Origin of the sequence: Streptomyces sp. SM18 (assembly GCF_002910775.2) — a bacterium.
Classification (GTDB): Bacteria; Actinomycetota; Actinomycetes; order Streptomycetales; family Streptomycetaceae; genus Streptomyces; species Streptomyces halstedii.
Window position 1 is genome coordinate 6,304,832 of record NZ_CP029342.1, and the last position, 25,389, is coordinate 6,330,220.

Annotated in this window: 24 protein-coding genes; 17 read left to right on the forward strand and 7 right to left on the reverse strand. The window is 73.5% G+C overall.

Going from position 1 to position 25,389, the window contains the following annotated elements; genetic code table 11:
- Positions 1-51: 51 nt before the first annotated feature.
- Both B9S64_RS28055 and B9S64_RS28060 read right to left on the reverse strand, forming a co-directional pair.
- Positions 52-684 carry a response regulator transcription factor gene (locus tag B9S64_RS28055; protein ID WP_103491415.1) on the reverse strand — a complete coding sequence of 211 codons (633 nt, stop codon included), beginning with the start codon at positions 682-684 and terminating at the stop codon, positions 52-54.
- Positions 681-1,946 carry a sensor histidine kinase gene (locus B9S64_RS28060; protein WP_109492157.1) on the reverse strand — a complete coding sequence of 422 codons (1,266 nt, stop codon included), beginning with the start codon at positions 1,944-1,946 and terminating at the stop codon, positions 681-683. The genes B9S64_RS28055 and B9S64_RS28060 overlap by 4 nt, the downstream gene beginning before the upstream one ends.
- Positions 1,947-2,056: 110 nt before the next feature.
- Between B9S64_RS28060 and B9S64_RS28065 the strand changes: the two genes are divergently transcribed.
- Together B9S64_RS28065 and B9S64_RS28070 are read left to right on the forward strand one after the other, a co-directional pair.
- Positions 2,057-3,136, forward strand: coding sequence for an ABC transporter permease (locus B9S64_RS28065; protein ID WP_103489357.1), 1,080 nt, complete (start codon positions 2,057-2,059; stop codon positions 3,134-3,136).
- Positions 3,133-3,813 carry an ABC transporter ATP-binding protein gene (locus tag B9S64_RS28070; RefSeq protein WP_109492158.1) on the forward strand — a complete coding sequence of 227 codons (681 nt, stop codon included), beginning with the start codon at positions 3,133-3,135 and terminating at the stop codon, positions 3,811-3,813. Before B9S64_RS28065 ends, B9S64_RS28070 begins: the two co-directional genes overlap by 4 nt.
- Positions 3,814-3,900: 87 nt before the next feature.
- On the opposite strand, the gene B9S64_RS28075 is transcribed toward B9S64_RS28070, so the two are convergent.
- Positions 3,901-4,704 carry an IclR family transcriptional regulator gene (locus B9S64_RS28075; RefSeq protein WP_103492484.1) on the reverse strand — a complete coding sequence of 268 codons (804 nt, stop codon included), beginning with the start codon at positions 4,702-4,704 and terminating at the stop codon, positions 3,901-3,903.
- A 296-nt stretch (positions 4,705-5,000) separates the two neighbouring features.
- On the opposite strand from B9S64_RS28075, the gene allB reads away from it, so the two are divergent.
- Positions 5,001-6,353 carry an allantoinase AllB gene (gene allB / locus B9S64_RS28080; RefSeq protein ID WP_103492485.1) on the forward strand — a complete coding sequence of 451 codons (1,353 nt, stop codon included), beginning with the start codon at positions 5,001-5,003 and terminating at the stop codon, positions 6,351-6,353.
- 322 nt (positions 6,354-6,675) lie between these two features.
- A complete protein-coding gene (locus B9S64_RS28085; protein WP_103492486.1) occupies positions 6,676-7,005 on the forward strand; it encodes a putative quinol monooxygenase in 330 nt (109 codons plus the stop codon).
- Positions 7,006-7,103: 98 nt separating this feature from the next.
- Here B9S64_RS28085 and B9S64_RS28090 read toward each other — a convergent pair whose 3' ends face one another.
- Complete coding sequence (locus B9S64_RS28090; protein ID WP_103492487.1) at positions 7,104-7,940, reverse strand: aldo/keto reductase; 837 nt, start codon at positions 7,938-7,940, stop codon at positions 7,104-7,106.
- 94 nt (positions 7,941-8,034) lie between these two features.
- The gene (locus B9S64_RS28095; RefSeq protein WP_103492488.1) at positions 8,035-8,679 is read right to left on the reverse strand and encodes a TetR/AcrR family transcriptional regulator; all 645 of its coding nucleotides are present in this window, start codon (positions 8,677-8,679) and stop codon (positions 8,035-8,037) included.
- A gap of 430 nt (positions 8,680-9,109) precedes the next feature.
- Here B9S64_RS28095 and B9S64_RS28100 point away from each other — a divergent pair, with 430 nt between their 5' ends.
- Together B9S64_RS28100 and B9S64_RS28105 are read left to right on the forward strand one after the other, a co-directional pair.
- Complete coding sequence (locus B9S64_RS28100) at positions 9,110-10,282, forward strand: cytochrome P450 (RefSeq protein ID WP_103492489.1); 1,173 nt, start codon at positions 9,110-9,112, stop codon at positions 10,280-10,282.
- A 15-nt stretch (positions 10,283-10,297) separates the two neighbouring features.
- Positions 10,298-10,717 carry a PaaI family thioesterase gene (locus B9S64_RS28105; RefSeq protein WP_103492490.1) on the forward strand — a complete coding sequence of 140 codons (420 nt, stop codon included), beginning with the start codon at positions 10,298-10,300 and terminating at the stop codon, positions 10,715-10,717.
- 12 nt (positions 10,718-10,729) lie between these two features.
- Here the strand turns inward: B9S64_RS28105 and B9S64_RS28110 are convergent, their stop codons facing one another.
- On the reverse strand, positions 10,730-11,734 hold the full coding sequence (locus tag B9S64_RS28110) for a Gfo/Idh/MocA family oxidoreductase (RefSeq protein ID WP_103492491.1): 1,005 nt from the start codon (positions 11,732-11,734) through the stop codon (positions 10,730-10,732).
- A gap of 93 nt (positions 11,735-11,827) precedes the next feature.
- Between B9S64_RS28110 and B9S64_RS28115 the strand changes: the two genes are divergently transcribed.
- From B9S64_RS28115 to B9S64_RS28165, 11 genes are all read left to right on the forward strand, one after another.
- Positions 11,828-12,589 (forward strand): GntR family transcriptional regulator, encoded by a 762-nt coding sequence (locus tag B9S64_RS28115; protein WP_103492492.1) that lies wholly within the window; start codon positions 11,828-11,830, stop codon positions 12,587-12,589.
- 320 nt (positions 12,590-12,909) lie between these two features.
- Positions 12,910-13,893, forward strand: coding sequence for a substrate-binding domain-containing protein (locus B9S64_RS28120; RefSeq protein ID WP_103492493.1), 984 nt, complete (start codon positions 12,910-12,912; stop codon positions 13,891-13,893).
- Entirely contained in the window at positions 13,890-14,942 is a 1,053-nt protein-coding gene (locus B9S64_RS28125) for an ABC transporter permease (RefSeq protein ID WP_103492494.1), read from the forward strand. Before B9S64_RS28120 ends, B9S64_RS28125 begins: the two co-directional genes overlap by 4 nt.
- Positions 14,939-15,829, forward strand: coding sequence for an ATP-binding cassette domain-containing protein (locus B9S64_RS28130; RefSeq protein ID WP_103492495.1), 891 nt, complete (start codon positions 14,939-14,941; stop codon positions 15,827-15,829). Before B9S64_RS28125 ends, B9S64_RS28130 begins: the two co-directional genes overlap by 4 nt.
- 133 nt (positions 15,830-15,962) lie before the next feature.
- Positions 15,963-17,132, forward strand: coding sequence for an ROK family glucokinase (locus tag B9S64_RS28135; protein ID WP_028443049.1), 1,170 nt, complete (start codon positions 15,963-15,965; stop codon positions 17,130-17,132).
- A gap of 368 nt (positions 17,133-17,500) precedes the next feature.
- Entirely contained in the window at positions 17,501-17,995 is a 495-nt protein-coding gene (locus tag B9S64_RS35265) for a hypothetical protein (protein ID WP_103492497.1), read from the forward strand.
- Positions 17,996-18,218: 223 nt separating this feature from the next.
- Positions 18,219-18,440, forward strand: coding sequence for a ferredoxin (locus B9S64_RS28145; RefSeq protein ID WP_103492496.1), 222 nt, complete (start codon positions 18,219-18,221; stop codon positions 18,438-18,440).
- A 147-nt stretch (positions 18,441-18,587) separates the two neighbouring features.
- Positions 18,588-20,174 (forward strand): ABC transporter substrate-binding protein, encoded by a 1,587-nt coding sequence (locus B9S64_RS28150; RefSeq protein ID WP_103505289.1) that lies wholly within the window; start codon positions 18,588-18,590, stop codon positions 20,172-20,174.
- Positions 20,171-21,121 carry an ABC transporter permease gene (locus B9S64_RS28155; protein ID WP_103493120.1) on the forward strand — a complete coding sequence of 317 codons (951 nt, stop codon included), beginning with the start codon at positions 20,171-20,173 and terminating at the stop codon, positions 21,119-21,121. The genes B9S64_RS28150 and B9S64_RS28155 overlap by 4 nt, the downstream gene beginning before the upstream one ends.
- Positions 21,118-21,972 carry an ABC transporter permease gene (locus B9S64_RS28160; protein ID WP_103493119.1) on the forward strand — a complete coding sequence of 285 codons (855 nt, stop codon included), beginning with the start codon at positions 21,118-21,120 and terminating at the stop codon, positions 21,970-21,972. Before B9S64_RS28155 ends, B9S64_RS28160 begins: the two co-directional genes overlap by 4 nt.
- Positions 21,969-23,621, forward strand: a complete 1,653-nt coding sequence (locus tag B9S64_RS28165; RefSeq protein ID WP_103493118.1) for an ABC transporter ATP-binding protein — start codon at positions 21,969-21,971, stop codon at positions 23,619-23,621. Before B9S64_RS28160 ends, B9S64_RS28165 begins: the two co-directional genes overlap by 4 nt.
- A gap of 117 nt (positions 23,622-23,738) precedes the next feature.
- Here B9S64_RS28165 and B9S64_RS28170 read toward each other — a convergent pair whose 3' ends face one another.
- Positions 23,739-25,364 carry a (2,3-dihydroxybenzoyl)adenylate synthase gene (locus B9S64_RS28170; protein ID WP_103493117.1) on the reverse strand — a complete coding sequence of 542 codons (1,626 nt, stop codon included), beginning with the start codon at positions 25,362-25,364 and terminating at the stop codon, positions 23,739-23,741.
- Positions 25,365-25,389 lie beyond the last annotated feature (25 nt).

A 25,389-nucleotide genomic window follows, 5' to 3' on the forward strand; every position in this document is an offset into this window, starting at 1 on the left:
CCGGGCCGGGCCCACGGGGGACGGGCAGGACGCCGGGACCGCGTCGCGCCGTCAGCGGCGGATCAGCCTGCGCGCGGTGGCCGCGGCGACCGCCGACGTACGCGAGTCGACGCCCAGCTTCGCGTAGATGTGCACCAGATGGGACTTCACCGTGGCCTGGCTCAGGAAGAGCCGCTTGCTGATCTGCTGGTTGGACAGGCCCTCGCCGACCAGCTGGAGCACTTCCAGCTCCCGCTTGGTCAACGCCTGGGCGGGTGTCCGCATCCGGTCCATGAGGCGGTGCGCGACCGCCGGGGCGAGCGCCGAGCGGCCCGCCGCCGCCGTCCGCACGGCGGCCGCGAGCTCCTCAGGTGGCGCGTCCTTGAGGAGGTAGCCGCCCGCGCCCGCCTCGACGGCGGTCAGGATGTCGGCGTCCGACTCGTACGTGGTCAGGATCAGGACCCGGGGGGCGTCCGGTGCCGCCGTGATCGCCGCGGTGGCCTCCGCGCCGTGCATGCCGGCACCGAACTGGAGGTCCATCAGCACGACGTCGAACCCGCCGGTCGCGGCCAGGGCCACGGCCCGTTCCGCGGTCGCGGCCTCCGCCACGACCTCGAAGTCCGGTTCGGCGGCCAGGACCGCGCGCAGACCCGCCCGGACCACCGGGTGGTCGTCGGCGAGCAGCAGTCTGATCGGGGCGCTCATACGGCATCCTCCTGGTCCACGGCGGCCGGGAGCGGCAGCGTCACGGCGACCGCCGTGCCCTGCCCCGGCGCCGACTCCACGCTGAGCGTGCCGCCCAGCGAACGCGCCCGCGCCCGCATCGCGGGCAGCCCGAAGCCGCCGGACGGCTCGGCACCGCCGGTCCCGGGCCCGTCCGCCCCGCCACCACCGGGCTCACGGCCCACGGCGCCCCGGTCGCCAGGCGGCGCGGACGGGTCGAAGCCCCGCCCGTCGTCCACCACGTCCAGGGAGACCGAGGTCTCCATGAAGCTCAGGGTGATCCCGGCCCGCCGCGCGCCCGAGTGCCGCACGGTGTTGGCCAGCGCCGACTGCGCCGTACGCAGCAGCGCGACCTCGTACGGGGTGGGCAGCTCCACCGGGGTGCCGCTGACCGCGCACCGCACCGACAGCTCCGGCGTCGAGGTGCGCGAGGCCAGCCGGGACAGGGCCGCCGCCAGGGACCCGTGCTCCAGGTCCGGCGGCGACAGCGCCCGTACGAAGCGGCGGGCCTCGGCCAGGTTCTCCTGGGCCGCCTCGCGGGCCCGGCGCACATGGACGACGGCCGGGGCGTCCTCGGGCAGGGTGCGCTCGGCGGCCCGCAGCAGCAGCTGGATGCTGGACAGGCCCTGGGCCAGGGTGTCGTGGATCTCCCGGGCCAGCCGCTCCCGTTCGGCGAGGGTGCCCGCGGTGCGGCCGGCGGCGGCCAGCTCGGCACGGGTGGCGACCAGCTCCTCGATCAGCTCGCGGCGCCGCTCGCTCTCCCGGAACAACGCGTCGTAGCCGAGGACGGTGGCCACGGCCACCGCCGCGCCGAGCAGCGGCCCGATGAACGTGCCCGGGGTGACCTCCTGCCCGTGCAGCACGAAGCTGGTGATCGCCGCGGCCGCCGTGACCACCACGGCGGGCAGGCCCCAGCGCACCGGGAGCAGGTGCAGCTGGAGGAAGTAGAGCGGGAAGGCCACCCACAGCGCGTCGGGCGACACGGTGAGCAGTGCCAGCCACAGGGCCCCCAGCGCGGCGAGCCAGCCGGCGGCCGCCCGGGTGTGCGGCTGGACGAAGGGGGCCGACGCGCCCGCCCCGTACAGCGCGGCCATCACCGCCGCGAGCACGACGACCGCCGTGCCGTGCGGGACACCGTCGCTCACCGCGCGGACCACCACCAGCGCCAGCAGCCCGAGCAGCAGCGCGTGCAGGCAGAGCCGCAGGGCGGTGGCGACGGGCGTGGTGCGGGCGGACGAGTCCATGGTCGTTCCAGCGTAGACGCGGGGCGGGCGGCGCCGGTCAACCGAAAGGTTGATGTCGGGCCCGTCCGGCGCGCGATGTCCACGCGGGCCGGAAAGCCGAGGCTGGAGCCATGTTCGTCGCATGGAGAGACCTACGGTTCGCCAAGGGGCGGTTCGCCCTCATGGGCACCGTCGTCGTACTGATCACCCTGCTCGTCGGGATGCTGTCCGGGCTGACGGCGGGCCTCGGGAAGGAGAACACCTCGGCCGTCACCGGCCTCAGCGCGGACCGCATCGCGTTCGCCGCCCCGCCGGACGGCCGGTCGGAGTCGTTCACCGACTCGTCCGTCCCGCAGGACGCCTGGCGCGCCTGGGCCGAGCGCCCCGGGGTCACCGCCGCCGAACCCCTCGGCATCCGCACACTGAACGCCGCCGCGGACGACGGGAAGCGCACCGCCGCGGTCTCCGCCTTCGGTGTCCGACCGGACGGCGGGCTCGCCCCCGGCGCGGTCGCCCCCGGCACGGTCGTCCTCTCGGAGCAGGCCGCCGGGGAGCTGGGGGCCGGAGCCGGTGACACGCTCGCCCTGGCCGGTACGGACGTGGTCGTCGGCGCGGTCGCGGGCGACGCCTCGTACAGCCACACCCCGGTCGTCTGGACCTCCCTCGCCGACTGGCAGCGCCTCTCGGGCACCGAGGGGCAGGCCACCGTGATCGCCCTCAGGACCACCGGCGACGCCGATCTCGCGGCCGGGGACAAGGCGGCCGGGACCCGCACCCTCACTCTCGACGAGTCCCTGGGCGCCATCGGTTCCTACCAGGCCGAGAACGGCTCGCTCCAGCTGATGCGGGCCTTCCTCTTCGCGATCTCCGCGCTGGTCATCGGGGCCTTCTTCACCGTCTGGACGATCCAGCGCAGCGGTGACGTCGCCGTGCTCAAGGCGCTGGGCGCCTCGACGCCGTACCTCCTCAAGGACGCGCTCGGCCAGGCCGTCGTGATGCTCGCCGCCGGTACGGCCGTGGGCACCGGGCTCGCCGCGGGCATCGGCGCGCTGGTCGGCGGGGACGGCGGCGCCGTGCCGTTCGTCCTGGACGCCTCGACCGTGCTGGTACCGGCCGCGGTCATGATCGTCCTCGGTGCGCTCGGGGCCGCCCTGTCCATCCGGCGCATCACCGCCGTCGACCCGCTCACCGCACTCGGGAGTACCCGATGACCCTCACCCTGACCGATGTCACCCTCACCTACCCCGACGGCGACGCCCGGCTCACCGCGCTCGACCACGTCTCGCTGGAGGTCCCGGCCGGCACCCTGACCGCCGTCGTCGGACCGTCCGGTTCCGGCAAGTCGAGCCTGCTGGCGGTCGCGGCGACCCTGGTCACCCCGGACCGGGGGCGGGTCGTGGTGGCCGGTACGGAGACCGCGGGACTCAGCCGTTCGGAGAAGACGGACCTGCGCCGTGAGCGCATCGGCATCGTCTTCCAGCAGCCGAACCTGCTGCCGTCGCTGACCGCCGCCGAGCAGCTCCAGGTGATGGCGCACCTGTCGGGCGGCTCGGTACGGGACGCCCGGATCCGGGCGCTGGACCTGCTGGACGCGGTCGGGCTGGCGGACAAGGCGGACCGCAGGCCCCACCAGTTGTCCGGCGGCCAGCGCCAGCGTGTCAACATCGCGCGGGCCCTGATGAACGAGCCCGCCGTCCTGCTCGTGGACGAGCCGACCAGCGCGCTCGACCACGAACGGGGCGCGGCCGTCCTGGACCTCCTGCTCGGCCTGACCCGGCAGCGGTCCACGGCCACCGTCCTGGTCACCCACGACCGGGCCCACCTGGACCGGGTGGACGGGACGGCGACGATGAACGACGGCCGCCTCGCGGTGCCCGCGCCGGCCTGATCCCGCCGGGCTGCCCCGTCCGGGCTGCTCCCGTCCCGGTCCGGCCCGCCCCGGCGGGCCCCCGGGGCGGCGGCGGGCCGTCCGGGCTCAGCCCGTCGGGCCGCCGCTGCTCGCCAGCGCCTCGGAGAGCTCCTTGGCGACCTGCTGGAGGATCGGCACGATCCGCTCCGTCGCCGTCTCCGTCACCCGGCCCGCAGGCCCCGAGATGGAGATGGCGGCCGACGTGGGGGAGTCGGGCACCGGGACCGCGAGGCAACGCACCCCGATCTCCTGCTCGTTGTCGTCCACCGCGTAGCCCGCACGGCGCACCTGCTCCAGCGCGTCCAGGAAGCCGTCCGGCGTGGTGATCGTCTTGTCGGTGGCCGCGGGCATGCCCGTACGGGCCAGCAGCGCGCGCACCTCGTCCGCCGGGGTGTGCGCCAGCAGCGCCTTGCCGACGCCCGTGGAGTGCGGCAGCACCCGGCGGCCCACCTCGGTGAACATCCGCATCGAGTGCTTCGACGGCACCTGGGCGACGTACACGACCTCGTCGCCGTCGAGCAGGGCCATGTTCGCCGTCTCGCCGGTCTCCTCGACCAGCCGCTGGAGGTACGGACGCGCCCAGGTGCCCAGCAGCCGGGACGCCGACTCGCCGAGCCGGATCAGACGCGGGCCCAGGGCGTAGCGGCGGTTGGACTGCTGGCGGACGTACCCGCACAGCACCAGGGTGCGCATCAGCCGGTGGATGGTCGGCAGGGGGAGGCCGCTGCTCGCGGAGAGTTCGCTGAGACCGACCTCGCCCCCGGCGTCCGCCATGCGCTCCAGCAGGTCGAAGGCGCGTTCGAGGGACTGCACCCCTCCGCCGGCGCCGGAGGGCTTGGAGTCGGAAGTGCTGGCGTGGGACGACGGCACGTCAACGGTCCTTTCGAAGCGGAGGCAAGGCAGCAGCCTACCGGGCCGCTCCGGATCGGCCCACTGCTCCCGGTGCGGCGTCCTTGCCGGTCAGGCCCTGCTTTGTCCCGGTGTCGGGCGGTCGGGCCACCGGTGCCGCCGAGGTCGCGTGACGCCGTTGCTGGACCATTCTACGTTCCGTATGACGAAATGAAGCTTCTACTTCGTGGAAATCTCCAGGGGGCAGGTCTTGACGCGGCGGCCCGCTGAGTGAAGACTTCTTCAACAATTCGTTGAAGTCGGCGTGGGGAGTGCGGGTGCCCGAGGCACAGGTGAAGGCGGACGCGAAGCTGGTGCTGCGCTCGACCCGCGTCGTGACCCCCGAGGGGACCCGCGCGGCCTCGGTCCTCGTGGCGGGAGAGGTGATCGAGGCCGTCCTGCCGTACGGCACCGAGGTGCCGGGGGCAGGCCTGGAGGACTTCGGCGACGACGTGCTCCTGCCGGGCCTGGTGGACACCCACGTCCATGTGAACGACCCCGGCCGCACCGCGTGGGAGGGCTTCTGGACGGCCACCCGCGCCGCCGCGGCCGGCGGCGTCACCACCCTGCTGGACATGCCGCTCAACTCCCTCCCGCCGACCACCACCGTCGGCCATCTGCGTACCAAACAGGAGGTGGCCCGGCCCAAGGTCCACGTCGACACCGGCTTCTGGGGCGGCGCGGTCCCCACCAACACCACGGACCTGCGACCCCTGTACGAGGCCGGGGTGTTCGGCTTCAAGTGCTTCCTCTCGCCGTCCGGCGTCGAGGAGTTCCCCGAGCTGGACCAGGACGAACTGGCCCGCTCCCTGGCCGAGATCACCGGCTTCGGCGGACTCCTGATCGTGCACGCCGAGGACCCCCACCATCTGGCGTCCGCCCCGCAGTGCGGCGGCCCCGCGTACGCGGACTTCCTGGCCTCGCGGCCGCGCGACGCGGAGAACACCGCGATCGAGGGGCTCGTCGCGCACGCCCGGCGGCTGAACGCCCGCGTCCACGTCCTGCACCTGTCCTCCGCCGACGCCCTGCCGCTGATCGCGGCTGCCAAACGGGAGGGCGTCCGTGTCACCGTCGAGTCCTGCCCGCACTTCCTCACCCTCACCGCCGAGGAAGTCCCGGACGGGGCCACGGAGTTCAAGTGCTGCCCGCCCATCCGGGAGGCCGCCAACCAGGACGCGCTGTGGGCGGGCCTCGCCGACGGCACGATCGACTGCGTCGTCTCGGACCACTCGCCCTGCACCACCGACCTGAAGACGCCGGACTTCGGGACCGCGTGGGGCGGTATCTCCTCGCTGCAACTGGGGCTGCCCGCGATCTGGACCGAGGCCCGGCGGCGCGGACACACCCTGGACGACGTGGCCCGCTGGATGTCCACCGCCCCCGCCGCCCTCGCCGGTCTCACCCGCAAGGGCGCCGTCGAGGCCGGACGGGACGCCGACTTCGCGGTCCTCGACCCCGACGCCACCTTCACCGTCGACCCGGCCGGACTCTTCCACCGCAACCAGGTCACCGCCTACGCCGGACGGACCCTGCACGGGGTGGTGCGGTCCACCTGGCTGCGCGGACGGCGGATCGTGGCGGACGGCGAACTCACCGCGCCGACCGGCCGCCTCCTGACGCGGGAGCAGTGAGTACGCGGCCCGTGCTCACTGGCCGCTGAGCACGCAGCCGGTGAGCACGGGCCGCTGAGCACGCGACCGGTGAGCACGGGCCGCTGAGCATGGCACCGGTGAGCACGGGCCGCTGAGCACGCGACCGGTGAGCACGGGCCGCTGGGCGCGGGACCAGCGGCCGGGAAGGCGCCAGGAAGGCTCCACCCCGCTCACGGCCGGCCACCGGGCGGGCGGCGGCGGGGCGTGACCGTCCGCCGGCCTCGGGTGTGCCGGACGTGCGCTCACCCCCGCGTGTGGCAGCCTGGACGACGCCCGCACCGGCCCCCGACCAGGAGTCGCCATGATCTTCATCGCCGTCAAGTTCACCGTCCGCACCGCCGAGCGCGACAACTGGCTCCCGGCCGTCGACGCGTTCACCCTCGCCACGCGGCAGGAGCCCGGCAACCTCTTCTTCGAGTGGTCCTACAGCGTGGAGAACCCGGACCAGTTCGTCCTGCTCGAAGCGTTCGCCGACGAGGCGGCGGGGGTGGCGCACGTGAACTCCGACCACTTCAAGGCCGCCATCGACACCATGTCCGAGCTGGTCGCCGAGATCCCGGAGATCATCAACGTCGAGGTGCCGGGGGCCGAGTGGTCGCGGATGGCGGAGGTCACCCCGCGCAACCGGTGAACCGGACGGGGCCGGTGACCGGACGTCCGGTCACCGGGCCGCGCCCGGCACGCTGACGACGGCCGGCACCCCTCCGGCACGCTGACGACGGCCGGACCTCAGAACTCCTCGTGCGTCTCGGGATCGCCCCCGAAGCGGTGCGGCGCCCGGGACCCGATGGCCGCCACCTCCTCGGGCGTCAGCTCGAACCCGAACAGGTCGAGGTTCTGCCGCTGCCGGGCGGGATCCGAGGACTTGGGGATCGGCACCGCGCCCAGCTGGGTGTGCCACCGCAGCACCACCTGACCCGGCGTCACTCCGTGTGCCCCGGCGGCCGCCATGACCTCCGGGGCCTCAAGGACCTGCCGTCCCCGGGCCAGCGGGCTCCAGCTCTCCGTGACGATGCCCTTCGCGGCGTGCACCGCCCGCAACTCCTCCTGAGGGAGCAGCGGGTGCATCTCGATCTGGTTCACCACCGGCAGTACGCCCGTCTCCCGCTCCAGCCGGTCCAGATGCTCCGCGGTGAAGTTGGAGACGCCGATGGAGCGCACCAGACCGTCCTCGCGCAGCGTGATCATCGCCTTCCAGGTGTCCACGTACTTGTCCACCGCCGGCAGCGGCCAGTGGATCAGGTAGAGATCGACGTACTCCAGGCCCAGACGGGACCGGGACTCCTCGAACGAGGCCAGCGTCTCCTCGTAGCCGTGGTGGCGGCCCGGCACCTTCGTGGTGACGAAGACGTCCTCGCGCGGTACGCCGGAACGGGCGATGCCGCGTCCGGTGCCGGTCTCGTTGCCGTAGTTCAGCGCCGTGTCCACCAGTCGGTAGCCCAGTCCCAGCGCTCCGGCGACGGCCTGTTCGGCCGCGTCGTCGTCGAGCGGCCAGGTGCCGAGGCCCACCGCGGGCAGGGCGCGGCCGTCGTGGAGGGTGTGGACCGGGGTCGGGGTCTGGCTCATCGGTGTCCCTTTTCGTTCGCGGTGCCGTCCCCGCCCAGCGTAGGTCCGTGCCCCGCCCCGCGAGCGGCACGGCGTGGCGCGGCGTCGGCGGGGTTCACGGGGCGGAGGGCAGCACCACCGGGTCCGTGGCGACGGCGCGCAACCGGCCCAGGATCGCCCGCGTCGCCTTCGTGTAGCCCGGAGCGTTGTCGTGGAGCACCGACTCGGCGTTGGCCAGCTCCATGAACGCGATGAGCTCGAAGGCCAGTTGGGAGATGTCCGTGTCCGCCGACAGCTCACCGCGCACCCTGGCCTCCTCCAGCGTCTCCTCCACGAAGGTGACCCAGCCCGTCTGGGTGGCCGCCAGCGCGTCGTGCACCTTGCCCCTGCGGGAGTCGAACTCCGCGATCGTGGCGTAGAAGAAGCAGCCGCCCCGGAAGACCCGGGTCCGCGAGTAGGTGAGCCAGCTCTCGCACATGCGCCAGACCCGCCCCAGGCCGGGCCCCACCGCCCTCGTCGGCGTCAGCACATGGTCCACGAAAATCGTCACCGCGGCCCGCACGGTGGCCAGTTGCAGTTCCTCCTTGGATCCGAAGAGGGCGAACACGCCGCTCTTGCTCAGCTTCAGTTCCGTGGCCAGCCGCCCGAGCGACAGGCCGTCCAGGCCCTCCGTCGAGGCGACCTGGACCGCGCGCGCCAGGACCAGCTGTCTGGTCTGGTTCCCCCGCTCGACCCGTCCGTCCGGCCGCGCTTCACCCATGTGCCAACTCCGTGTCTACGAACGTCCCAAGACCGACATTCTAGGAGGACCCGGAACCCCGGAACGGCCTCTTCGGCGGGGGTGGACCTTTCGGGAGGTAAGGGCGGTCCGTCCTGCGGACAGGCGTTCCCGATCCGGCCCTCCGTTCGTGGTCACCGCCGTTCGCGCCGCACGAACGGGTGGTACGCGCCGTCCGCGCCGGAGCGGCCTGATTTGTCCTGAAAGGCACGCCGGCCGCCCGGAGCGCGCAGGCGGTCCGCGGGGTCGCCGCCGGTGAAGGCGCACCTCTCCCGCGTCCTTCCCCGTCGCGGTCCCGGCGACCGTGTCCAGATCGCGCTGTCCGCCCCCGACGCCGGGCCGCCGGGCGAGGAGCGGTGGCCGGACGGCCGCCTACCCTGGACGTGGGCGGACCGAACGAGGGGGTATCCCGATGCCGGTGGTCGATCTGCGTGGAATCCCGGATTTCACGGCCGACCCGTATCCGTACTACGCGAAACTGCGCGCCGAGGGACCGGTGCACTCCATCCGCACCGACGGCATCGAGAGAGCCTGGCTGGTCGTCGGGTACGAGGAGGCCCGCGCGACCCTGGCGGACCAGCGGTTCGGCAAGGACTGGCGGATCGCGGACGGGTGGGACGAGGGGGCGAGCCCCATCTTCGCCAACATGCTGGAGCTGGATGCCCCGCACCACACCCGGCTGCGCAGGCTCGTGGCCGGTGAGTTCACCGCACGGCGGATCGAGGCGCTGCGCCCGCGTGTCGAGGAGATCACCGGGGAACTGCTGGACGCCATGGTGCCCGCCGGGAGCGCCGACCTGGTGGACGCCCTCGCCTTTCCGCTGCCGATGACGGTGATCTGCGAACTCATCGGCGTACCCGGCCTGGACAGGGACGCGTTCCGCCTGCTGTCCAACGCGGTCGTCGCGCCCGTCTCGCCGGAGGCCGCGGACGAGGCGGCCCGCGCCATGCAGACCTACCTCGACGAGCTGATCGCGGCCAAGCGCCGTTCCCCGGGCGACGACCTGATGAGCGCGCTGATCCAGACCCGGGACGAGCGGGGTGACGGTCTGTCGTCCGAGGAACTGGTCGGCATGGCTTTCCTGTTGCTGGTGGCAGGACACGAGACGACCGTGAACCTGATCTCCAACGGAGTGCGCGCGCTGCTGGACCACCCGGACCAACTCGCCCTGCTGCGCGCCGAACCGGAGCTGATCGACGGGGCGGTGGAGGAGATGCTGCGCTACGAGGGTCCGGTGGAGAACGCGACCTTCCGATTCGCACGCGAACGGGTCACCATCGGCTCCCAGGTCATCCGGAAGGGCGACCCGGTCCTGGTCGCCATCGGCTCGGGGAACCGCGACGCCGGACGCTATACGGAACCGGACACCTTCGACATCCGACGCGAGCCGCGGGGCCATCTGGCCTTCGGGCACGGGGCGCACTTCTGCCTGGGCGCGCCGCTGGCCCGCATGGAGGGCAGGACCGCCGTCCGCGCGCTGCTGGAGCGGTGTCCCGGACTCGCACGCGACCCGGACGGCGAGGGGCCTCAGTGGCTGCCGGGGATGCTGATCCGGGGGGTGCGTCGCCTGCCGGTCCGGTGGTGAGGTAGGAAGACCGCCATGACGGAACTCTCCCTCCAGGCGGCCCAACAGGTCCTCGACAGCCAGCCGTTCAGTGTGCTCCTCGGTGCCCGGCTCACCGCGTTCGGCGGTGGTGCCGCCACCCTGGAGATCGGCGTACGCGAGGAACTGCGGCAGCAGAACGGCTTCCTGCACGGCGGTGTGCTGGCGTACGCCGCCGACAACGCCCTCACCTTCGCCGCCGGGACCACCCTCGGGCCCGCCGTGCTCACCGGCGGCTTCTCCATCCAGTACATCCGGCCCGCCACCGGCCGGACCCTGAGCGCCCGCGCGGTCGTCGTCCACACCGGCCGCAGGCAGGCCGTCGCCCGCTGCGACCTGTACACCGTGGACGAGGAGGGCACCGAGACCCTGTGCGCGGTGGCCCAGGGGACGGTGCTCTCCGCCCGCGCGGCCTGAGCCGGACGGCGGTCAGCCCCCGGCGATCTCGGCCGGCCGCACCGGCCTGCGCTCCGCGCGTGAACGCTCGCAGGCCTCCGCCACACGCAGCGCGTGCAGGGCCTCCCGGCCGTCGCAGGGGTTCGCCAGTTCGCCGCGTACCACCCGGAGGAACGCGTCCAGCTCCGCCTCGTACGCCGGGGCGAAGCGCTCCAGGAAGCCCGGCCAGGGCTTGGCGGGCGCGGGCGGGCCCTCCGGTTCCACCGAGGTGATCGGCGTACGGTCGTCCAGGCCGACCGCGAACTGGTCCAGCTCGCCCGCCAGTTCCATGCGGACGTCGTACCCGGCGCCGTTGCACCGGGTGGCCGTCGCCGTCACCGCCGTGCCGTCGTCCAGGGTCAGCAGGGCCGCCGCCGTCGCCACGTCACCCGCCTCGCGGAACGCGGACAGACCGCCGTCCGTGCCGGTCGCGTACACCTCCGCCACCTCACGGCCCGTCACCCACCGCAGAATGTCGAAGTCGTGCACCAGGCAGTCCCGGAACAGGCCGCCGGAGGACGGGAGATAGGCGGCCGGCGGGGGAGCGGGGTCGGAGGTGACGGTCCGTACGGTGTGCAGCCGGCCCAGCGATCCCTCGCGCACGGCCGTCCGCGCCGCCGTGTACCCCGCGTCGAAGCGGCGCATGAACCCGAGCTGGAGGACGCTGCCCGCCCGCTCCACCTCGGCCAGCGCGTCCAGGGTCCCCGCCAGGTCCAGGGCGATCGGCTTCTCGCAGAAGGCGGGCAGCCCGGCCCGCGCCGCCCGGCGGATGAGGTCCGCGTGTGCCGAGGTGGCCGAGGTGATGACCACGGCGTCCACCCCGGCGGACAGGACGTCTTCGACCGAGGCGAGCGCCCTGGCTCCGGCGCGCTCCGCGACGCGGGCCGCCCGGCCCGCGTCGGGGTCCGTCACCACCAGGGAACCGACGCCCGGGTGGCGGCCGAGAACGCCCGCGTGGAAGGAACCGATCCGGCCGGTGCCGATGAGTCCGATACGCATGCACTCAACGTGCCGCCCGCCCGGCGCACTGTCAACTATATGTCCTGACAAAAAGCCGGGTGCGGTGCGACGGCACGCGGTACGCTCCCGTCCGTGCCCAAACCCACCGCCGACCCCGCCGCGCTGGGGCTGGGTGTGGACCGCACCAGCCCCGTACCGCTCCACCACCAGCTCGCCCAGCAGCTCCAGGCGGCCGTCGAGCAGGGCCGTCTCGCCCCCGGCAGCCTCCTCGGCAACGAGCTGGAGCTTGCCGCGCGCCTCGGGCTCTCCCGGCCGACCGTCCGCCAGGCGATCCAGTCACTCGTGGACAAGGGGATGCTGGTGCGCCGGCGCGGGGTCGGCACCCAGGTCGTGCACAGCCGCGTCAAGCGCCCGCTCGAACTGAGCAGCCTCTACGACGACCTGGAGGCCGCCGACCGCCGCCCGGCCACCCGCGTCCTGCGCAACACGGTCGAGGCCGCCACCGCCCCGGTCGCCGCCGCGCTCGGGGTCGCGGAGGGCAGCGAGGTCCACGTCGTCGAACGGCTGCGCCTCGCGCGGGACGAGCCCCTGGCCCTCCTCCGCAACCACCTGCCCCCGGGACTGCTCGACCTGGACACCGCCCGGCTGGAGGCGACCGGGCTGTACCGGATGATGCGCTCGGCCGGTATCACCCTGCACAGCGCCCGCCAGTCCGTCGGCGCGCGGGCGGCGGAGGGCGAGGAGGCCCGCCTGCTCGCCGAGCCCCGGGGGGCGCCGCTGCTGACGATGGAGCGGACCACCTTCGACGCGGGCGGCCGGGCGGTCGAGCTGGGCTGCCATGTCTACCCGGCCTCCCGGTACGCCTTCGAGTTCCAGCTCCTGGCCCGTCCCTGAGCCCGCCGGCCCCGAGCCGGTTCCGTCCCGGGCCGTCCGCTTGCGTACCTGCCCGCCCCCTCCCCCGTACCGCCGAGTATTGACGCGGTCATGTAAGACGGCTAGAACTCCCTCAGCCGCACTCCCACGGCCCGGCCACGGCAGGCCACCGGCGTGCCCGGAGCCACCGCCGCGCCCCTGCCGGGCAGCGCGGTACCGGGCTCGGGGATACTTGGGCGGCCGGGCCCGGGAGTCCGCTCTCCCCGGCCCACCAGGCAGCACAGCGAGCAGCACAAGAAGGGCACGGCGTCGTGGCAAGGGTTCGGACAGGGGTACGCGCGATGGGCGCCGTGCTCGCGGCGGTGCTGGGAGTCTCCCTCATGGGATGCAGCAGCACCGGCGGCAAGCGGGCGGAAGAACGCGCCGCCAAGGAGGCCTCCGCGGGGCGTTCCGCGGTGAACACACCCCGCTGGACGTTCGCCATGGTCACCCACTCGGGCGACGGCGACACCTTCTGGGACATCGTCCAGAAGGGCGCCCAGCAGGCGGCCGACAAGGACAACATCAACTTCCTCTACACGCACAACGACGAGGGCCAGCAGCAGGCCGAGCTCGTCCAGACCGCCATCGACAAGAAGGTCGACGGCCTGATCGTCTCGCTGGCCAAGCCCGACTCGATGAAGGCCGTCGTCGCCAAGGCGGTCAAGGCCGGCATCCCCGTGATCACGGTGAACTCCGGATCGGCCGAGTCCAAGCAGTTCGGCGCGCTCACCCACATCGGCCAGGACGAGTCGATCGCCGGTGAGGCCGTGGGCGACGAGCTCGACGCCCGGGGACACAAGAAGGTGCTCTGCGTCCTGCACGAACAGGGCAACGTCGGCCACGAGCAGCGCTGCGCCGGAGCGAAGAAGACCTTCGACGGGACCCTCCAGAACCTCTACGTCGACGGCACCAACATGCCCGACGTCCAGGCCTCCATCGAGGCCAAGCTCGACTCCGACAGGAGCATCGACGCGGTCCTCACGCTGGGCGCGCCCTTCGCAGCCGCCGCCGTCAAGGCCAAGCAGACCGCGGGCAGCAAGGCCGAGATCGACACCTTCGACCTCAACGCGAGCGTGGCCACCGGCCTGGCGAACAAGAGCCTGGGCTTCGCCGTCGACCAGCAGCCCTACCTCCAGGGGTACGAGGCCGTGGACCTGCTCTGGCTCCACCGCTTCAACCAGAACGTGCTCGGCGGCGGCCGCCCCGTACTGACCGGCCCGCAGATCATCACCGCCGACGACGCGGACGAGCTGGCCGAGTACACGAACCGGGGCACCCGATGACGGGGGCCCCACCGGCACCGGCCCCGCCCGGGGCCGACGAGCGACTGCTGCGCACCTCACCGCTGCGCAAGCTCCTCGGCCGCCCCGAGCTGGGCTCGGTCGTCGGGGCGGTGGCGGTGTTCGTCTTCTTCGCGCTCGTCGCCGACAGCTTCCTCCAGACGTCCAGCATCGGCACGGTGCTCTACGCGGCCTCCACCATCGGGATCATGGCGGCGCCGGTCGCGCTGCTGATGATCGGCGGCGAGTTCGACCTGTCCGCCGGTGTGATGGTGACCAGCTCCGCGCTCGTCTCCTCGATGTTCAGCTACCAGATGACCGCCAACGTCTGGGTCGGCGTCTTCGTGTCGCTGCTGGTCACCCTCGGGTTCGGTGCGTTCAACGGCTTCATGCTGACGCGCACCAGGCTGCCGAGCTTCATCATCACGCTCGGCACCTTCCTGATGCTGACCGGGCTGAACCTGGGCTTCACCAAGCTGATCAGCGGCACCGTGTCGACCAAGGGCATCGGGGACATGGAGGGCTTCGCGTCCGCCCGCAAGGTCTTCGCCTCCTACCTCACCGTCGGGGGTGTCGAGCTGAAGGTCACCATCCTGTGGTGGGCGGCCCTGGTCGCCGTCGCCACCTGGATCCTGATCCGCACCCGCTTCGGCAACTGGATCTTCGCCGTGGGCGGCGAGGCCGACGCGGCCCGCGCGGTCGGCGTCCCGGTCATCCGCACCAAGATCGGCCTCTACCTCGGCGTGGCCTTCGCCGCCTGGGTCTCCGGACAGCACCTGCTGTTCTCGTACGACGTGGTGCAGTCGGGCGAGGGCGTCGGCAACGAGCTGACGTACATCATCGCGGCCGTCATCGGCGGCTGCCTGATCACCGGCGGTTACGGTTCCGCGATCGGGGCCGCGGTCGGCGCGATCATCTTCGGCATGACCAGCAAGGGCATCGTGTACGCGGAGTGGAACCCCGACTGGTTCAAGTTCTTCCTGGGAGCGATGCTGCTCCTGGCCACCCTGCTCAACGCATGGGTACGCAAGCGCGCGGAGGCGACGACATGACGGCCGCCCAGGCCCCCCGGGAGCCGGAGCCCCGGAACACGTCCCCGAAGGACGCGGCGCCGGACCACCGGGCACTCGTCGAGCTCGACCGGGTCAGCAAGTTCTACGGCAACATCAAGGCGCTCCAGGACGTCTCGCTGGTGGTCCACGCCGGGGAGATCTCCTGTGTCCTCGGCGACAACGGCGCCGGCAAGTCCACCCTCATCAAGATCATCTCGGGTCTGCACCGGCACGACTCCGGTACCTTCCGGGTGGAGGGCGAGGAGACCGTCCTCGCCAACCCGCGCGACGCCCTGGACCGGGGCATCGCCACCGTCTACCAGGACCTGGCCGTCGTCCCGCTGATGCCGGTCTGGCGCAACTTCTTCCTCGGCTCCGAGCCGACGAAGGGGGCGGGCCCCTTCAAGCGCCTCGACGTGGCGCTGATGCGCGAGGCCACCCGCGCGGAACTGCTGCGCATGGGCATCGACCTGCGCGACGTCGACCAGCCGATCGGCACCCTGTCCGGCGGTGAGCGCCAGTGCGTGGCCATCGCCCGCGCGGTGTACTTCGGCGCCAAGGTCCTCGTCCTGGACGAGCCGACGGCGGCGCTCGGCGTCAAGCAGTCCGGCGTCGTGCTCAAGTACGTCGCGGCCGCCCGGGACGCCGGACTCGGCGTGGTCCTCATCACGCACAACCCGCACCACGCGTATCTCGTCGGTGACCGCTTCGTACTCCTCAAGCGCGGCGCGATGTCCGGCAGCCACACCAAGGGCGACGTCACCCTGGACGAGCTGACCCGTCAGATGGCGGGCGGCAGCGAGCTGGAGGAGCTCAGCCACGAGCTGGAGCGGGCTCCCTCCCCGGACCGCCCCGGCGGCTCCCCGGCCGCCGGGGACACCCCGTAGACCACCTCCCGCCACCGTGTCCCCTGGACCGTCCACCGGATCCAGGGGCGCGGGAGTGGCAGAATCGAGCACGGCGGACGCCGTCCGCCGCCGGAAGACCCCCTTCCCGGCTCCCCGATACGCCCCAGGGACGATGAGCACGTACCGCGACTTCACCCACCGCGGCTCCGCCCGCGCCACCGTCCTGCGGACCGTCGGAACCAGGGAGCGGCGCTCCCACCTCACGGCACCCCGGGTCCCCACCGTCGGCATCGACATCGGCGGTACCAAGGTGATGGCCGGTGTCGTCGACGCCGACGGCACCATCCTGGAGACCCTGCGCGCCGAGACGCCGGACAAGTCCAAGAGCCCCAAAGTCGTCGAGGACACCATCGTCGAACTGGTCTTGGACCTCTCCGACCGGCACGACGTGCACGCCGTCGGCATCGGCGCCGCGGGCTGGGTGGACGCCGACCGCTCCAAGGTGCTGTTCGCCCCGCACCTGGCCTGGCGCGACGAGCCCCTGCGCGACGCCCTCGCCTCCCGCCTCGTCGTCCCCGTCATGGTCGACAACGACGCCAACACGGCCGCCTGGGCGGAATGGCGTTTCGGCGCCGGACGCGGCGAGGACCACCTCGTCATGATCACGCTGGGCACCGGCATCGGCGGCGCGATCCTGGAGGGCGGGCACGTCAAGCGCGGCAGGTACGGCGTGGCCGGTGAGTTCGGCCATATGCAGGTGGTGCCGGGCGGGCACCGCTGCCCGTGCGGCAACCGGGGCTGCTGGGAGCAGTACAGCTCCGGCAACGCCCTGGTGCGCGAGGCCAAGGAGCTGGCCGCCGCCGACTCCCCGGTGGCCCACGGCATCATCGAGCGCGTCAAGGGCAACATCCCGGACATCACCGGCCCGCTCATCACCGAGCTGGCCCGGGAGGGCGACGCGATGTGCGTCGAACTCCTCCAGGACATCGGACAGTGGCTCGGCGTCGGCATCGCCAACCTCGCCGCCGCGCTGGACCCCTCGTGCTTCGTCATCGGCGGCGGTGTCAGCGCGGCCGACGACCTGCTGATCGGCCCGGCCCGCGACGCCTTCAAACGCCAGCTCACCGGCCGCGGCTACCGCCCCGAGGCCCGGATCGCCAAGGCCCAGCTCGGCCCGGAGGCCGGCATGGTCGGCGCCGCCGACCTGGCCCGCCTGGTCGCCCGGAGATTCCGCCGGACCAACCGCCGCCGGGTCGAGCGGTACGAGCGCTACGCGCAGATCTACGACCAGGCCGCCAGTACCCTGCGCAACTCACGCGGCGGCACCCGCACCGCGGACTGAGCCGCCGCCGTCCACCCCGGCCCTCCGTACGCCGTCCACCGGCCATCCGTACTTCGCACCGCAGCTCCGAGGGGTAACCGACCATGACCGCCGCAGCCGGGCACCACGTCGTGCCGTGCCAGCCCCCGTCCTCAGGATGTCCGCAGCCGGGCGGTGACGAGGGGGCCGCCTTCGACGGCAAGCCCCGGAACGCCACCGGGCGCGCGCCCGGCAGGTCCGCGGGGGGTGCGTCCGGCGGGGCTTCCGAGGGCTCTTCCGGGGGCCCGTCCGGCGGGTCGTCCGGCGGCTCCTCCGGCGGATCCTCGGGCGGCTCCTCCGGAGGTGACGGAACGCCCCCCGAGGACCGGCGCCGGGTCTTCCGGCGGCGGCTGATCACCCTCACCATCATCGTGCTGCTCATCGGCATCCCGGCCGGCTACCTGGTGATCTCCGCGTCGCAGAGCCGCCGTTCCGGGATGGACAAGGAGGCCGAGGCCTCGGCCCAGGGACTGCGCGAGGACTGGCCGTCCGGGATGCAGCGCAGGATCTTCGAGCTGCCGGTGCCGGGCAACGCGGTGGGCGTCCAGTACTACGAGACGAACAACTGGAAAGTCAGCCGGATGTACCTGAAGTTCCGTACGACCTCCGCGGGGCTGGACCGGTTCCTGAGCGGTGTCGGCACCGGCCGGGCCGCCCTGGAGACGGGCCGGGTCACCATCGGCGAACGGGACATCAAGATCACCGGCTGGTTCTTCGGGCCCGGCGTCGACTGGGCGGGCACCGTCCACCGGAACGAGGGCCCCCGCCCGACCCAGGACATCACCGTCAACATGACCGACCCGGCGGCCCCGGTGGTCTACGTGGTGTCCTCGGCGGCCCCCTGACCGAGGACGGAACGGCCGGCCCCGGCCTGCGTACGGGGCCGCCGGTATCAGGGGCGCCGCCCCATCCGGACAGATCGCCCGGGACGCTTCGGTGTCCCGGGCGTCGTCGTTTCCCCGCGCCCGGACTCCTTCGTCCCTCCTTGTTGAATATGGATGTCGTTATCGATTACTGTCTGATCGTCGCATCGGAGGCCGTGTGTGCGGCGGTAGGGGAGGGATCGTCATGACCTCGGAAGGCCGGGCGTCCGGTGCCGGGAGGGTCGGCGCGCGCCGGGACAGGTGCGTGGGGGCGGGGCAGTGCGTGCTCGCCGCGCCGGCCGTCTTCGACCAGGACGAGGAGGACGGACGCGTACGCGTCCTCGACGAGGAGCCGCCGGTGTCCCAGTCGGACGCCGTGCGCCAGGCCGTGTGGGCGTGCCCGTCCGGCGCTCTCGACCTGCGGTAGCCCCGCGGGTCGGGGCCGGCGGCGGCGCGGCTCCCCGGTGCGCCCACCCGTCGTGCACCGGACGCCCGCCCTCGCGACGGCCTCGTCGCGCGCGCCGTGGAATTCCCCCGGCGCGCGGTTCAGCTCAGCAGAACGTCAAGGAGAGACATGTCCAGACAGTTCGACCGCCGTGCCTTCCTCCGCCGCGGTGCGGCCGGAGCCGCGGCTCTGGCGGTGGGGCCCGGCCTGCTGGCGGCCTGTGCCACCGACGAGCCGCACTCCGGACGCGAGCCGGGGGCGGGTTCCTCGCCCCGCTCGGGCGGCACCCTGCGGGCCGCGTTCGTCGGAGGAGGTGCCTCCGAGACGCTCGACTTCTTCAAGGGCCCCTCGGCACTGGACCTGGTGCGCGCCCGTGCCTGGCACGGCACCCTGGGCAACCTCGATCCCGAAGGGCCCGACGGGGTGCGCTACGGCGTGCTCAAGGGGATCGACGTCTCCGACGACCTGTCGGCCTACACGCTGCACGTGCGGCCGGGCGTCCGCTTCACCGACGGCTCCGAACTGACCTCCGCCGACATCCTGCACTCGCTCGGCGCCCTCGCGGCCAAGAGCACTCTGCCGGTGTACCGGCTCGCCGCCGCGAACTTCGACCTCGCGCGCGCCAAGGCCGACGGTGACCTGAAGGTGGTACTGCCCACCCTCCGGCCCATCGCCGACGGCCGCATGATCCTCTGTCAGGGCAACTTCCTGGTCGTCAAGGACGGCACCAGGAACTTCCGTGCGGACATGCCCAGTTGTGGTCCCTTCCGGCTGACCGGGTTCACGGCCGGCCAGGGATCGTCCTTCGAACGCTACGACGACCACTACGGTCACGTGCCCCACCTGGACGGCCTGGAGCTGCGGTCGATCGCCGACTCGACCGCCAGGGCCGGGGCGCTCACGAGTGGGGAGATCGACTTCGCCCACGACCTCTCCCCGGTCACCGCGCGCACCCTCGCGGACGACACGCGGGTCCGCCTCGTCCCGACGAAGAGCCCCTACCTGGTCGGGCTCTCCTTCCAGATGAACATGAACGCCGAGCCGTTCGGCGACCCGCGGGTGAGGGAGGCGTTCAAGCTCGCGGTGGACCGGGAGGCCATGGTGAAGACGGTGTTCTACGGAAACGCCGAGACCGGCAACGACCTGCCGTCCATGGGCTTCCCGGACTACGCCGAGGATCTGCCCCGGCGCGCCCACGACCCGGAGCGGGCCCGCACGCTCCTCAAGGAGGCCGGCGCGGACGGGATGAGGATCCAGCTGACGACCGGTCCCGAGACACCGGGCATGGTGGAGACGGCCACCCTCTTCGCCGAGGACCTGAAGAAGGCCGGTGTCCGGGCCTCGGTCCGTGAACTGCCCGCGGGCCAGCTCTACGCCGACTTCGCCGCCTACGCGGCGCTGCCGCTGGCCGGTTCGTACCAGATGCCCATCCCCGCGCTGTCCACCTACCAGATGAACACGGCGGGCGGATCGCCTTCGGCGTTCGGCTGGAAGCAGACGGAGACCGACGCTTTGGTGGCGAAGGCCCGCGCCGAGAGCGACCGGGCCGAGGCGAAGAAGCTGGGCACGCGGGCGCAGCGCACCCGCTGGGAGGAGGGCAACCAGGTGCTGCCGGTCTTCAAGCCGAACCTGAACGCCCAGGCCGACGGCGTCGGCGGGATCGGCGACGACCTCTTCGAACAGTTCCCCGGCTTCTCCCAGGCGTCCCTGGGGTGAGCGTGATCGCCTTCGCCGGCCGTCGCCTCGCGGGGGCGGCCGTCCTGCTGGTGCTGCTGTCGGGCGTGATCTTCGCCGCCACGGCCGTCCTCCCGGGTGACGCCGTCAGCGCGGTCACCGGGGTGGACGCCTCCGAGGCGCAACGCGCCGACGTCCGGGCCGGACTCGGGCTGGACCGGTCCGCCGCCGAGCGGTACGTGTCCTGGGTGTCCGGTGCCGTCCGAGGGGATCTGGGCAGCGGCTTCGTCGGGGACCGGCCGGTCGCCGAGGTCGTCGCCACCCGCCTGCCCAACAGCCTGCTGCTCGCGGGGCTGACCCTCGCGGTCACGGTGCCGCTCGCCACGCTGCTCGGTCTGTGGACCGGGCTGCGCGGCGGCGGCGCCGACCGGCTGGTCTCCACGGGCGCCCAAGTCATCGCGGCCCTACCGGAGTTCGTCATCGCCGCACTGCTCGTCGCGGTGCTCGCGGTGTGGCTGGAGGCCTTCCCGCGCGTCTCCCTCGTCCCCTTGGGCGGCACCCCGCTGGACGTGCCGCGCGCCCTGGTCCTGCCCGTGCTGACGCTCAGCGCGGTCGGCCTCACCGTCGCCACCCGGCTGCTGCGCGTCTCCGTCGCGGACGCGGCGGCCACCCCGTACTGCGAAGCGGCACGGCTCAACGGTGTACGCGGGACACGGCTCGCGGCCCGCCACATCCTTCCCAACGCCGCCGGGCCCGCCGTGCAGGCGCTCACCCTCACCACCGGGGCACTGGTCGGCTCCGCAGTGGTGGTGGAGAACGTCTTCGACTACCCGGGCATCGGCCGGGAACTGCAACTGGCCGTCGCCGCACGGGACATACCGATGGTCCAGGGCATCGCCACCACCCTCGTCGCGGTGATGCTCGCGGTGCTCCTGCTGGGTGACATCGGTGCGCGGGCGCTCGGCGCGCGGGAGAGGCACGGCCGATGACCACGGTCCTGACAGCGCCGCGACGGGGTCGTCCCGCCGGACAGCACGCGCCACGCCACCGGCCGCCCCTGCTCATCGGCACCGGCACACTGCTCGTCGTCCTGTTCGCCCTGCTGGGCCCGTGGGCCGCCCCGCACAGCCCCACCGCTCAGCTCGCGGCACCCTTCCAGCAGCCGGACGGGCACTTCCTCCTCGGCACCGACGTGCTCGGCAGGGACGTGGCGAGCCGGGTGCTCGGCGGCGGCCGGACCATCGTGCTCACCGCGCTCGCGGGCACAGCGGTCGCCGGTGCGGTCGGGATGACCGCCGGTGTCCTGGCGGCCATGGTCTCCCGCCGGCTGGGCGACCTGATGGTGCGCTGCGTCGACGCGCTGGCCGCGCTCCCGGCCCTCCTGATCGTCCTCGTCCTGGCCGCCGGTTTCCCCGGCAGCGACACGGCCGTCGTGGCGGCGGTCGGCCTGGCCACCGCCCCCTTCTCCACCAGGGTGCTGCGCGCCGCGGCGGACACGGTCCTGACCAGCGGATACGTGGAGGCAGCCGTGGCCCGTGGCGACACCCGGCGGGCCGTACTGCGCCATGACGTGCTGCCCAACATCGCCGGACCGGCCCTGGTGGACACCGCGCTGCGCCTGGTCGCCTCCCTGCATCTCACCGCCACCGCGGGCTTCCTCGGGCTCGGACAGGGCGGGGCGGCGCCGGACTGGGGGCGCATGGTGAGCGAGAACGTCCCCGGGGCGACGCTGGCCGCCACGCCGTTCCTCGCTCCCGCCCTGCTGCTCGTGCTGCTGTCCGTCTGTGTCGGTCTGCTGGCCGGACGGCTGGCGGACATGGTGGGGCGGGGGGCCGCATGACCGGCCATGAGCCCGGCCGCCCGTCCGGGGCCGGGGCCCATGAGTCCGGCTGCCCGTCCGGTACCGGGGTCCACGTGCCCGGCCGCCCGTCCGGGACCGGTCCGCTCGCCCGGGTCGGTGGGTTCACGCTCGGCCCGGTGACCGGCGGCCCGCCGGTGCTGTGTGACGCCGAACTGTCGGTGGAGCGTGGGCAGGTGCTGGGGATCGTGGGCCGGTCGGGGTCGGGCAAGAGCAGCCTGGCGTACAGCCTGCTCGGGCACGTACGTCCGGGCCTGGAGGTCCGGGGCGGGACCGTCCGGGTGGCCGGAGTCGATCCGTTCGACCGCGCGGGCGCCCGCCGCCTGCGCGGGCGGGTCGTGTCGTTCCTGGGCCAGGACCCCGGCGCGTCGCTCAACCCCGCGCTGCGGATCGGTACGCAGATCGCCGAAGCGGTGCGCCTGCGCTCGCCCGTGCGGCGCGCGCACGACGTCCGGGCACGGGTCGAGGAGCTGCTGCTGTCCGTACGGCTCCCCGCCGACCGGGCGTTCCGGCGACGGCTGCCGCGCCAGCTCTCGGGGGGACAGGCCCAACGCGTCGCTCTCGCGATCGCGTTGGCGGGCACGCCCCGCCTGCTGGTCCTGGACGAGCCCACCAGCGGCCTGGACACGGTTCTCGCGGCCGGGATGCGGCGGCTGCTCGCCGAGGTCCTGGCGGACGGGGACCGCTCCGCGGTGCTGGTCAGTCACGACCCGGCGTGGATCGCGTCCGTGGCGGACGACGTGATCCGGCTGGAGGGAGGCCGGATCGCCCCGGCCGGTGGGCCGAAGGCGCCGACGCGCGTGCCACCGCCGGGCGGGCGAGCGGGCCCCGGCCGGGGGATCCCGAGGAACGCCACCCCCGTCGTCACGGGAGAGCTGTCCGTACGGGGGCTGGGCGCCGCGCACGGGCGCGTTCCCGTCCTGCACGACATCTCCCTCACCGCCCCGGCGGGCGGCTGCACCGCCGTGGTGGGCCCCTCGGGCTCCGGGAAGAGCACGCTCGCCCGCTGTCTCGCGGGACTTCACCGGCCCACGCGGGGCAGCGTCGAGTGGCGGGAGGACGGCGCCGGGCGGGGAGGCGGCGCGCCCGTACAGCTGGTCGCGCAGGACGCGCGTGGCGCGCTCAACCCGCGGGAATCCGTACGCACCGCGCTTCTGCGGCCCCTCACGGGCGTGGGTCGCCTGTCGGCCCCGGAAGCGGAGCCCGAAGCCGTACGGCTGCTCGGCCTGGTGGGACTCGGCCCCGGCGTACTGGCGCGCCGGCCGGGGGAGTTGTCGGGAGGCCAGCGTCAACGCGTCGCGCTGGCACGGACGCTGGCCGCCCGGCCACGCGTCCTGGTCTGCGACGAGATCACCTCGGCGCTGGACCCGGAGACGGCGAGCGGGGTCCTGGATCTGCTGGACTCGCTGCGGCGGACCCTGGGACCGGCGGTCGTGATGGTGACGCACGACCTGGAGGCCGCTGCCCGCCACGCGGACCGGGTCGTCGTCCTGGACGAGGGGCGGGTGGTCGAGGCCGGTCCGGCCGCCCGGGTGCTGGTGGCCCCCGGACACCCCGTCACCCGGGAACTGCTCGCCTGCGCCGGACGTCCCCTGTCCGCCGTGCCGGAGCGGCGGTGGGCGGACGGGTGAGGGGCCAGGGCCCTTCCGCCCCCGCCGGGGGTGGGAGCGGCCCTGTCCCCGCCAGGGGGAGCGGCCCTTCCGCCCCCGCCCGGGGGAGCGCGTCGCCGCGCTCCCCCTCGTCACGCCCTACGCCGGAGGTGACATCCGGGCCAGCGCCGCCTTGTCCACCTTGCCGACCGCGGTGAGCGGGAGGTCCGGGACCCGGACGATCTCGTCGGGGGCCTTGTAGGCGGCGAGTCCACGCTCCCTCAGATGGGCGGCGACCTCCCGCGTGCCCGGCGCCTCGCCCGCGCAGACGACGAAGGCGACGGACCGCTCACCCCACCGCTCGTCCTCCACACCGACCAGGGCCGCCGCGGTGACGGCCGGATGGGTCAGCAACTGTTCCTCCACCTCGACCGCGGCGATCTTCTCACCGCCGCGGTTGATCTGGTCCTTGATCCGCCCCACCACCACGAGGTGCCCGGTCGGCAGCCGCCGTACCAGATCGCCGGACCGGTAGTAGCCGTCCGGGGTGAACGCCAGGCGGTCGTGCGCCTGGGCGCCGTAGTAGCCGCGCAAGGTGTACGGGCCCCGGGTGAGCAACTCGCCCACCGTGCCGTCCGGAACCGGCGCGCCCTCCGCGTCCACCACGAGGACCTCGTCGTCCGCCGAGACGGGCCGGCCCTGAGTGGTGCGGACGAGCTCCTCCGGGTCGTCGAGGCGTGTGAGGTTGATCAGCCCTTCCGCCATGCCGAAGACCTGTTGCACGCGCGCCCCGAGCGCCGGCCCCAGCGTGCCGGCCTGGTCCTCCGGCAGCCGCGCCCCGCCGACCTGCACCACCGCGAGGCTCCCCAGGTCCCAGGAACCGGCGGAGGCTTCGGCCGTCCAGTGGGGAACGAGCGGCGGGGTCAGCGAGGTCAGGGTCACGCGCTCCCGCTCGATGAGGGCGAACGCCGTCTGCGGGCTGGGGTCCGGGGCGATCACGACGGTTCCCCCGGCCATGAGGGTGCCCAGCACACCGGGACACGCGAAGGTGAAGTTGAACCCGAGCGGCAGGACCGCCAGATACACCGTCCGGGCGTCGAGCGCGCAGACCTCCGCGCAGGCACGGGCGTTGTAGGCGTAGTCGTCGTGCGTCCGCGGGATGAGTTTGGGAAGCCCCGTGGTGCCGCCGGACAGCAGCAGCAGGGCGAGACCGGAGGGATCCGCCCCGTCGGTGCCGGTGCCGGGCGCGGTGTCCCCCCGCAACGCCTCGAACGGGACGAAGCCGTCGTACGGGCCGGGGTCGCCGACCACGACGACGTGCCGCAGCGGGCCGTCCGGCCCCTGTTCCGCCCGTACGTCGCTCATCAGCCGCCGGTGGTCGAACCTGGCGTGCCGGTCGGGCACCACGCAGGCCACCGCACCCGCCACGCGGACCAGGTGGCCGATCTCCCGGCGCCGGTGGCCGGGCATGGCGTGCACCGGGACCGCCCCGAGCCGTTGCAGCCCGAACCAGACGAGCACGAACTCGGCGCGGTTGGGGAGTTGGACCACCACACGGTCGCCCCGCCCGATGCCCAGCCCGCGCAGCCCGGCGGCGATCCGGTCGGCCTCGGCGTCCAGGTCCGCGTAGGTCCACCGGCGGTCGCCGTCGACCACGGCGACGCGCTCCGGGTGGCCGGCGGCCAGGTGGCGCAGGCGGGCGCCGAACGTGACGCCCTGCCAGTGTCCGGCGGCCCGGTAGCGCGCGGATGCGGCTTCGGGCCAGGTCGTTGGGGTCTCGGTCATGGGGCTCTGCCTCTCGTTGCCGGGC